General features: G+C 73.0%; 9 protein-coding genes. 6 read left to right on the plus strand and 3 right to left on the minus strand.

Going from position 1 to position 9,574, the window contains the following annotated elements; all coding sequences use genetic code 11:
- Positions 1 to 206: 206 nt before the first annotated feature.
- Entirely contained in the window at positions 207 to 1,466 is a 1,260-nt protein-coding gene (locus tag ITI46_RS31040; protein ID WP_209243266.1) for an MFS transporter, read from the plus strand.
- Between the two features lie 37 nt (positions 1,467 to 1,503).
- Here ITI46_RS31040 and ITI46_RS31045 read toward each other — a convergent pair whose 3' ends face one another.
- Positions 1,504 to 2,208 carry a copper homeostasis protein CutC gene (locus tag ITI46_RS31045; RefSeq protein WP_209243267.1) on the minus strand — a complete coding sequence of 235 codons (705 nt, stop codon included), beginning with the start codon at positions 2,206 to 2,208 and terminating at the stop codon, positions 1,504 to 1,506.
- A gap of 67 nt (positions 2,209 to 2,275) precedes the next feature.
- Here ITI46_RS31045 and ITI46_RS31050 point away from each other — a divergent pair, with 67 nt between their 5' ends.
- Both ITI46_RS31050 and ITI46_RS31055 read left to right on the plus strand, forming a co-directional pair.
- Positions 2,276 to 3,034 carry an HD domain-containing protein gene (locus ITI46_RS31050; protein WP_209243268.1) on the plus strand — a complete coding sequence of 253 codons (759 nt, stop codon included), beginning with the start codon at positions 2,276 to 2,278 and terminating at the stop codon, positions 3,032 to 3,034.
- 109 nt (positions 3,035 to 3,143) lie between these two features.
- Positions 3,144 to 4,484: a Cmx/CmrA family chloramphenicol efflux MFS transporter gene (locus ITI46_RS31055; protein WP_209243269.1), complete on the plus strand. Its 1,341-nt coding sequence runs from the start codon at positions 3,144 to 3,146 to the stop codon at positions 4,482 to 4,484.
- Between the two features lie 234 nt (positions 4,485 to 4,718).
- Here ITI46_RS31055 and ITI46_RS31060 read toward each other — a convergent pair whose 3' ends face one another.
- Together ITI46_RS31060 and ITI46_RS31065 are read right to left on the minus strand one after the other, a co-directional pair.
- Positions 4,719 to 4,976 carry a DUF4031 domain-containing protein gene (locus tag ITI46_RS31060; protein ID WP_209243270.1) on the minus strand — a complete coding sequence of 86 codons (258 nt, stop codon included), beginning with the start codon at positions 4,974 to 4,976 and terminating at the stop codon, positions 4,719 to 4,721.
- A gap of 16 nt (positions 4,977 to 4,992) precedes the next feature.
- Positions 4,993 to 5,415, minus strand: coding sequence for a DUF8819 family protein (locus ITI46_RS31065; protein WP_247746863.1), 423 nt, complete (start codon positions 5,413 to 5,415; stop codon positions 4,993 to 4,995).
- A 188-nt stretch (positions 5,416 to 5,603) separates the two neighbouring features.
- Here ITI46_RS31065 and ITI46_RS31070 point away from each other — a divergent pair, with 188 nt between their 5' ends.
- From ITI46_RS31070 to ITI46_RS31080, 3 genes are all read left to right on the plus strand, one after another.
- Positions 5,604 to 6,665: a MurR/RpiR family transcriptional regulator gene (locus ITI46_RS31070; protein ID WP_209243271.1), complete on the plus strand. Its 1,062-nt coding sequence runs from the start codon at positions 5,604 to 5,606 to the stop codon at positions 6,663 to 6,665.
- A 212-nt stretch (positions 6,666 to 6,877) separates the two neighbouring features.
- Positions 6,878 to 8,011, plus strand: a complete 1,134-nt coding sequence (murQ, locus tag ITI46_RS31075) for an N-acetylmuramic acid 6-phosphate etherase (protein WP_247746864.1) — start codon at positions 6,878 to 6,880, stop codon at positions 8,009 to 8,011.
- 72 nt (positions 8,012 to 8,083) lie between these two features.
- On the plus strand, positions 8,084 to 9,574 hold a 1,491-nt coding region (locus ITI46_RS31080), incomplete at its 3' end, for a PTS transporter subunit EIIC (RefSeq protein WP_209243272.1).

Below are 9,574 nucleotides of genomic sequence, written 5' to 3' on the forward strand. Positions count from 1 at the left end.
GTCCCGGGCGAGGACCGTGTCACTCATAAGGGGCTCCTTCGGCGGCGGGGCGGCACATGGAGTGAAGTGCGAGACGAAGTACGGGACGAAGTACGAGTTGCATCGTACTAGTGACGGCTGGTACGAATTCTCTCGTACTTCCACGAGTACGAGTCTACTCGTACTCCTTCTCTGCTCGCCTCCCTCCCCTGCCCAGGAGTCCCCGTATGCCCACGCCCTCGTCCCGCTGGATGTGGCTGGCCGCCTGGCCCGTCGTCGCCGTCCTCGCCCTCTCCAACGAACCCGCGCCGCTCTATGTGCTCTGGCAGGACCGGATCGGCTTCTCCGCCGCCACGCTGACGGCGATCTACGCCTGCTACATCGCCGGGCTCCTCGGCACCCTCACCGTCGCGGGCACCCTCTCCGACCGCTTCGGCCGCAAGCCGGTGCTGGTGCCGGGGCTGGGGCTCGGACTGCTCGCCTCCGCGATGTTCGCCACCGCGTACTCCGTGCCCGTACTCCTCACCGCGCGGCTGCTGAGCGGGATCGCGGTCGGCGCGTTCCTCTCGGCCGGAATGGCGGCCGTCTCCGACCTCGCTGACCGTACGCAGAAGCGAACCGCGGGGCTCATCGCCTCGTCCTCGATGGTCGGCGGCGCCGCCGTGGGGCCGCTGCTGGCCGGGCTGCTGTCCGAGCTGGCGCCCGGTCCGTCCGTCACCGTCTTTCTGCTCCAGCTGGGGCTGCTGCTGGCCGCGCTCGTGGTCGTACTGCGGATGCCGCTGCCGCGCCGGGAGAGCGGGACCCCGTCGGCCGGGTCGCGGCGCTGGGTGCGGATACCGTCGGCGCCGCGCGCCAACCGGCGTCAGCTGCTGCTCGGCCTCGCCGTCTTCGCGCCCGCGATCGCGGCCACCGGGTTCGTGCTGTCGCTCGGGCCCACCCTGCTCGCCGACCTGCTGCACACCAGCAGCCGGATACTGTCCGGGGCGACCATCTTCGTACTGTTCGCCGCCGCGACGGGGATCCAGTTCGCCGCGCGGCGGCTCCAGGTGCGGACGGATCTGCTGACGGGGGCCGGGCTGACCGTGGCGAGCATGGCCACGCTGGTCCTCGCCGTCCGCACCACCTCGGTGCCCGCGCTGGTCGCCTCCGCCGTACTGGCCGGGCTCGGCCAGGGCCTCACCCAGCTCGGCGCGCTGACCATGCTCAGCTCCAACGTCCCCACGGGGCGCCTCGCCGAGGCCAACGCCGCTCTCACCGCGGGCGGCTATCTGCTGGCCGGTGCCCTTCCCGTCGCCGCGGGGGCGCTCAGTGACGCCACTTCGCTGAATACGGCCACTGCGGTGTTCGGGGTCACCGTCGCCGTGCTGGCCGTTGGGGGAGCCGTGGCGGTTGCGCTCCGCGAGGGGGAGGGCCGGGGCGGCCCGCGCGGGGCTGTCGTACGGACCCGGCGGGTACGGATGCCTTCGGCGGTGCGGACCTCCCGATGAGGGGGTGCCGCTGACTGCTGTTACCCCGCGAACTCGGTCAGTCCGCGTCAAGCGCTCGGCGCCAGCTCCGTACCGCCGCCGGGTCGATCGGCGAAGTCCAGCCCTGGGGGCGGGCCGCGCTGCCGATGTGGAAGGCGGTGATGCCGGCCCGGCGCAGGCCGGGGACGTGGGCGAGGGTGAGGCCGCCGCCGGCCAGGAGGCGGGGGCCGTAGCCCGGTTCCCCCGCGACCGTGCGGGCGGCCTCGGCGAGCAGGGTGCCGTAACCGTCGGCGACGCCCGCCGGGGAGCCTGCGGTGAGGAAGGTGTCCAGGCCGGGCGCATCGGCGAGTTGCTTGCGCAGCGCTTCGCGGTCGGCGGCGCGGTCGAGTGCGCGGTGGAACGTCCACCGGCAGCCCGGCACGGCGGAGGTCACCGCCTCGACCGCGCGCAGGTCCACCTGCCCGGCGTCGTCGAGGAAACCGAGGACGAACTCCTCGGCGCCCGCCGCCCGCAGTGCGCGCGCCCGGGCGCACAGTTCCGCGATCCCGGCGTCGCCCCCGGCGCCGAAGCCGTCGGCGAGCCGCAGCATCACCCGAAGGGGGACGCTGACGGCCTCCCGGACAGCGGCGAACGTCTCCAGGGACGGGGTGAGCCCGTCGGCGGCCATGTCGGTGACCACCTCAAGACGGTCCGCTCCCCCTGCCTGAGCAGCAGCAGCGTCCTCCGCACTGAGCGCAACCACCTCGAGAATTGGTCTAGACATGCGGAACAGAGTGCCATACGGCGCAGTGCGCTGGAAGACGGCGCTCCCTTCGGACCACAATTGCCCGATGTCGACAACAGAGCCTCCGCCGGGCAGCGAGACGGCGGACGCCACTCACCGGGCCCTGCTCGAACGCTGGACCGCGCTGCTGGTCAGGGCCCGGGCCGGCGCCGAGGGCCCCGATCCGGCCCCGTACGGCGAAGACCTCCTCGGCCGCTGGGCCGAACCCCACCGCCGCTACCACGGCACGGCCCATCTGCGCACCGTGCTCGACCGCATCGACGAACTCGCCGCGCACCTGGCCCCCGCCACCTCCCTCTCGCCCGAGGGGCAGCAGCCCACCACAGCGAGCACCGTGCCAGGGCCGCTGCCAGGCGGAGATCTCGACGCCGTACGCCTCGCCGCGTGGTTCCACGACGCCGTCTACCGCCCCGACCGCAGCGAGAACGAGGAGCGCAGCGCCCGGCTCGCGGAACGCGCACTGCCCGAAGCCGGTGTCCCGGCAGCACGCGTCGCCGAGGTCGCACGCCTGGTCAGGCTCACCGTCGGCCACGACCCCGCCCCCGGCGACATCAACGGCGAACTGCTCTGCGACGCCGACCTCGCCGTGCTGGCCGGCTCCCCCGAGAGCTATGCGCACTACGCCGCCGAGATCCGCCAGGAGTACGCGTTCGTCCCCGACGCCGTCTTCCGCGAGGGCCGCGCCACCGTGCTGCGCCAACTCCTCGGCCTCCCCCACCTGTTCCGCACCCCACACGCCCACACCCACTGGGAGCCCGCGGCGCGCCACAATCTGACGACGGAGCTGCGGCTGCTGGAGGCGTGACGCCCGCCGGGAAGAACGTTGGAGAACGGCGGAGAACGGCGGAGAACGGCGGGAAGCGCCGGGCGAGAGCGGCGGGAATGCCGTGGCCGGAGGGATGGTTGGCAGAGGCATGCCTGAAGATCCCGTAAGCGGCAAGTCGGCTGCCGACCGCGTTCCGCTGTCCGTCTATGTGCTCGGCCTGTCCGTCTTCGCTCTCGGGACCTCGGAGTTCATGCTTTCGGGGATTCTTCAGCCGCTGGCCCGCGATCTCGGGGTCTCGATCCCGAAGGCGGGGCTGCTGGTGTCGGCGTTCGCGGTGGGGATGGTGGTGGGGGCGCCCGTGCTGGCAGCGGCGACGCTGAGACTGCCGCGCCGTACGACGCTGATCGCGCTGCTGGCCGCGTTCATGCTGGGACAGGTCGCCGGGGCGCTGGCGCCCTCGTACGAGGTGCTGTTCGCCTCGCGGGTGGTGAGCGCGCTGGCGTGCGCCGGGTTCTGGGCGGTGGGCACCGCGGTCGCCGTCTCGCTGGTGGCGGAGAACGCCAGGGCCCGCGCCATGGCGATCATGCTGGGCGGGCTGAGCATCGCCAATGTGGCGGGAGTTCCCGCGGGCTCCTTCCTGGGGCAGCAGGCAGGCTGGCGCTCGGCGTTCTGGGCGGTCGCCGCGCTGGCGGCCGTGGGTCTTGTCGGGGTGCTGGCGCTGGTGCCGCGTACGGCGGTGCCGACGGGGGCCGAAGCGCCCAACCTCCGGCGTGAGCTGCGGATCTACCGCGACAAGCAGGTGTGGCTCGCGCTGGTGACCATCGCGCTGAACGCGGGCGCCGTCTTCGCGCTCTTCTCCTACCTCGCGCCGCTGCTCACCGAGGTGGCCGGGCTGCCCGAGAGCTGGGTGCCCAGCGTGCTCGCGCTGTTCGGGGTGGGCGGGCTGATCGGCACGGTGATCGGCGGACGGATCGCGGACGCGCATCTGTTCGGCACGATGTACGGCGGCATCGCGGCGTCCACCGCCGTGCTGGCGCTGCTGGCGCTGTTCGCCGAGTACCGCTGGGTGGCGATCGCGCTGGCGCTGATGCTCGGCGTCACGGCGTTCACCACGGGGCCCGCGCTGAACGCCCGGATGTTCAACGCCGCCGCGGCGGCGCCGACGCTGGCGGGGGCCACGGCCACCGCCTCGTTCAACATCGGCAACACGGTGGGGCCCTGGCTGGGCGGCCTGGCCATCTCCGCGGGGTGGGGGTACGCGGCGGTGGGGTGGGTCGGCACCGTGCTGGCGGCCGGCGCGGTGGTCGCGACGGCCGTTTCTTCGCGGGTCCGTGTCCGCTCCGCGGTCGTCGCCGGGTCCCCCGTCACGGAGCCCTCAGCCCGGGCGGGGCATCCCTCGTCTCCTGCGGAGCCCTCAGCCCGGGCGGGGCACCTCTCGTCTCCGGCGGCACCCTCTCTTTCCGCGGAGCACCCTCTTTCCGCCGAGTAGCCCCTTCCCGCGGAGGCTCCTCCTCCCGCCGAGCGACCCCTTCCCGCCGAGTAACCCCTTCCCGCCGCGACGGCGTGCACCATACGAGACGTGACCGGCGGTGCCGGCCGGGCCCAGCCCGCCGCTGGAGCTGATGCCGTACGGTCGTTGCGGCCAGTCGGTGGCTGAGCGCGCCGTTCCCCGCGCCCCTTCGGGGCGCGCCCTCACGGGCCGCCAGGCCCCTTCGGGGCGCGGTCAGCGTTTGGGGCGGCGGAGGCCCGCCGCTTTCAGGTGGTGGAGGAGTTCCTTGGAGCTGACCGGCACCGCTCCGGCCCGCACCGCGGCCTCGTACAGCGTCGAGGGCACGTCATAGTGATCCCCGTCGAACGCACGCGGCGGTGACCCGATCAGCGTCGCGAACTCATGGAGCTCCTCGTAGGACACGTCGCTCACCAGGTGCGACCACATGCGGCCATGCCCCGGCCACATCGGCGGGTCGATATAGACGGTCACCCCGTGAGCCCCGGGCTCACAGCTTCTCGCCCAGATAGCCGACCCGGGCCACAACCGTGGAGGTCTTGCCGCAGACCCAGTGCGGCTCCTCGCCCAGTTCGGGTTCGACGTCGAGCGCGTGGAAATCGGCGCCGACGCAGACCGGGCAGACGGGCCAGCGCCCGTACCGTTCGAGCAGCGCGTCCTGCACGTCCTGTGCCACCAGGCCGTCCACGAAGGCCACGCCCTCCGGCCACTCGCCCACCCACCACCGGCGGTGGGTGACCGCTGCCTCGACCAGCGAGACGATGTCGGCGCGCGCGACATCGCTCGCCTCCAGGTCGGCGAGGATCAGCGCGCGGGCCGCGTGCAGCGCTCGCTCCAGCGCGTTCTGGTGGCCCTTGCCGTGGTGGCCCTCTTCGGGGGGACCCGAGTCGGATGCGGATTCCTTCGGTTCCATATCTCCATTGCACCACTGCCGGGCCGGAACGATCACAGCTCACGGCCATCGCGGGGGTCACGGCGCTCACAGTTCTCGAGGCGATCGCGGCGATCACGGCGATCACGGCGATCACGGCGATCACGGCGATCACGGCTCGGGCCGCGTCGGGCATTGACGAGGGACGGATTCGAAAATATCTTCCACCCGTGAGCAACAATCTGAAGGAAAATTTCGCCTTCCGCCCTGGGCGCAGCCCCGCGGGGCGCGGCGCCCAGCCGCCGGCCCCGCGCAGCGCGGGCGAGCCCCGCGGCGCCGGGCGGGGGACCGGCAACAGCGGCCCCTCCACGGCCCACTCCACGAACCCCTCCGCGGCCACAGCCAGCCGTCCGGGGCCGACGGCGCTCGCCGCCAAGGTCCGGACGATGGCGCCGTCGATGACGCGTTCGATGCAGCGCGTCGCCGAGGCCGTCGCCAACGACCCCGCAGGGTGCGCCCAGCTCACCGTCACGGGGCTCGCCGAGCGCACGGGCACCAGCGAGGCCACCGTCGTACGCACCTCCCGGCTGCTCGGCTATCCGGGCTACCGCGATCTGCGGCTCGCCCTCGCCGGGCTCGCGGCGCAGCAGGAGTCCGGCGCGGCCCCGGCCGTGACCGCCGACATCGTCGTGGACGACCCGATCGCCGACGTCGTCGCCAAGCTGGCCGCCGACGAGCAGCAGACCCTCGCCGACACCGCGGCAGCGCTCGATGTCGGCCAGGTCGAGGCGGCGGTCGCGGCGATGGCCACCGCTCGCCGGATCGACGTGTACGGCGTCGGCGCCTCGGGCCTCGTGAGCCAGGACCTGGCGCAGAAGCTGCTGCGCATCGGCATGGTGGCGCACAGCCATGTGGACCCTCACCTGGCCGTCACCAACGCCGTGCAGATGCGGGCCGGCGATGTCGCACTCGCCATCACCCATTCGGGGCGGACGGTGGATGTCATCGAGCCGCTGCGGGTCGCCTTCGACCGGGGCGCGACGACCATCGCGATCACGGGCCGCCCGGACGGCGAGGTCGCCCAGTACGCCGACCACGTACTGACGACCTCCACGGCGCGGGAGAGCGAGCTGCGCCCGGCGGCCATGTCGAGCCGCACGAGCCAGCTCCTCGTGGTGGACTGCCTGTTCATAGGGGTGGCCCAGCGCACGTACGAGACCGCGGCGCCCGCGCTGTCCGCCTCGTACGAGGCACTGGCGCACCGCCACTCCCCCCGCCCACGCAACCGCTGAGGCCCCTGCGACGGTCGGTGCCGCGCAGACTTCCGCCGACCGCCGCACACCGCCGAGGCCCCCGCCGACCGCCAAGCGCCGCTGAGGCTCCCGCCGACCGCCGCGCACTGCTGAGGCTTCCGCCGAACCGCACCGCGTCCCGACCGGCCGCACGCGTCCGCCGCCAGCCCCATCGGACGCCGCCGCCCCGAGCCACAGAAAGCCGCGCCTCGATGACCACCTCGCACACCACCACCTCGCAGACCGGCACTTCGCAGACCGGCATCGCACAGACCGGCACCGCGCAGACCAACACCGATGCGCAGACCGGCACCGATGCGCAGACCGGCGCCGCACAGCCCCACGGAACCGCACAGCCCCACGGCACCGGGCCCGCCGGTCGCGTCGGTCCCGAGTCCGAGCCCTCCCGCCACGACGACCTGCGGAAGCAGCTGGACACGCTCACCACCGAGGCGTTCCGCAGCGAGCTCGCCGAGATCGACCAGCTGCCCACGCTGGAGATCGCGAAGATCATGAACGGCGAGGACCGCACCGTGCCCATCGCCGTCGCCGCACAGCTGCCCGCGATCGCCGCCGCGATCGACGCCATCGCGGAGCGGATGGCGCGCGGCGGCCGGCTCCTCTACGCGGGCGCGGGCACGGCGGGCCGGATGGGGGTGCTGGACGCCAGCGAGTGCCCGCCCACCTTCAACACCGCGCCGGGCCAGGTCACCGGAGTGATCGCGGGCGGGCCCGGCGCGATGGTGGACTCGGTGGAGGGCGCCGAGGACAGCGCCGAGGCGGCGGCCGCCGACCTCGCGGCGCTCGGTGTGACGGCGGACGACACGGTGGTCGGCATCTCCGCCTCCGGCCGTACGCCCTACGCTGTCGGCGCCGTCGAGTACGCGCGCTCGCGCGGGGCGCTGACCGTGGGGCTGGCCTGCAACGAGGGCTCGGCACTCGGCACAGCCGCCGAGCACGGCATCGAGATCGTCGTCGGGCCCGAACTGCTGACCGGCTCCACCCGGCTCAAGGCGGGCACGGCGCAGAAGCTCGTGCTCAACATGCTCTCCACCATCACGATGATCCGGCTCGGCAAGACCTACGGAAATCTGATGGTGGACCTGCGCGCCTCGAACGAGAAGCTGCGGGCCCGCTCGCGGCGCATCGTCTCGCTGGCCACCGGCGCACCGGACGAGGAGATCGAGGCGGCGCTGGCGGCCACGGACGGCGAGGTCAAGGCAGCGATCCTCACCCTGCTCGGCGGCGTCGACGCCCCGACGGCGGAGCGGCTGCTCGCCGCCTCCGGCGGACATCTGCGCGCGGCGCTGTCGTCGGCGGCCGAACCCGCCGACGGCCAGGCCTGATCCCCAGCAGCACAGGCAACCAGACCCCCACCCCACCCCCCATGGCACCACTCGAAGAAGAGCGACCGCACCATGAGCACAGACAGCACCACGGACAGCCCTGAAGCCAACCCGAACCGGCAGCTCGCCGAGGCGATCCTCCCCCTCGTCGGCGGCGCCGCGAACGTCACCTCCGTCACCCACTGCATGACCCGCATGCGGCTCGGCCTCGCCGACCGTTCCCTCGTCCAGGACGAGCCCCTCAAGGCGCTCCCCGAGGTGATGGGCGTGGTCGAGGACGACACGTACCAGATCGTGCTCGGGCCCGGAAAAGTCGCCCGGGTGACGCCGGAGTTCGAGGCGCTGGTCCAGCAGGACGCGCCCACACCCACCCCTTCCGGTCAGTCGGCGGCCAACACAGCCGAGACAGCCAAGACGGCCGACGACCTGGCCGCCGAGGGCGCGGCGATCCGCGCGGCGCGCAAGGAGAAGAACGCGACGCCGGTCAAGCTGATGCTGCGCCGGATCGCCAACATCTTCGTCCCGCTCATCCCCGCGCTGATCGGCTGCGGCATCGTCGCGGGCCTCAACGGCCTGTTCACCAACGCGGGCTGGCTCCCGGCGCTCACCCCCGCGCTGACGGCGATCGCCAGCGGCTTCATGTCGCTGATCGCGGTCTTCGTCGGGCTGAACACCGCCCGCGAGTTCGGCGGCACGCCGGTGCTCGGCGGCGCCGCAGCGGCCGTGATCGTCTTTCCTGGGGTCGCCGACGTCACGGCGTTCGGCCAGAAACTGGCCCCCGGGCAGGGCGGCGTGCTGGGCGCGCTGCTGGCGGCGCTGCTCGCGGTGTACGTGGAAAAGACGTGCCGCCGCTTCGTACCGGCCGCCGTGGACGTGCTGGTCACGCCCACCGTGACGGTGCTGGTCGCGGGGCTGGTCACGCTGTTCGGGCTGATGTACGTGTGCGGCGAGATCGCCACCGGCATCGGGCACCTGGCCGACTGGCTGCTCCAGCACGGCGGCGCGGCAGCCGGTTTCGTGCTGGGCGGACTGTTCCTGCCACTGGTGATGCTGGGGCTGCACCAGGCCCTCATCCCCATCCACACCACGCTGATCGACCAGAGCGGCTACACCGTGCTGCTGCCCATCCTCGCGATGGCCGGCGCGGGCCAGGTCGGCGCGGCTGTCGCCATCTATCTGCGGCTGCGCCGCAACGCCTCCATCCGCAAGACGATCCGCTCCGCCCTCCCCGCGGGCTTCCTCGGCGTGGGCGAACCGCTGATCTACGGCGTCTCGCTGCCGCTGGGCCGCCCGTTCGTCACGGCATGTGTGGGCGGCGCGTTCGGCGGCGGAGTCGTGGGCCTCTTCTACCAGTTGGGCACCTCGGTCGGCTCCACCGCCATCGGCCCCTCCGGCTGGGCCCTCTTCCCCCTGCTGAAGGGCAACCACGGACTCGGCGCCATCGCCGCCATCTACGCCTTCGGCCTGGCCGCCGGCTATCTGGCCGGCTTCGTGGCCACCTACTTCTTCGGCTTCAGCAAACAGATGCTGACCGACCTGAACGCCCCCACGGACGACCCCTCC

It is taken from the genome of Streptomyces oryzae, assembly GCF_017676365.1.
In the GTDB taxonomy this organism is placed as follows: Bacteria; Actinomycetota; Actinomycetes; order Streptomycetales; family Streptomycetaceae; genus Streptomyces; species Streptomyces oryzae.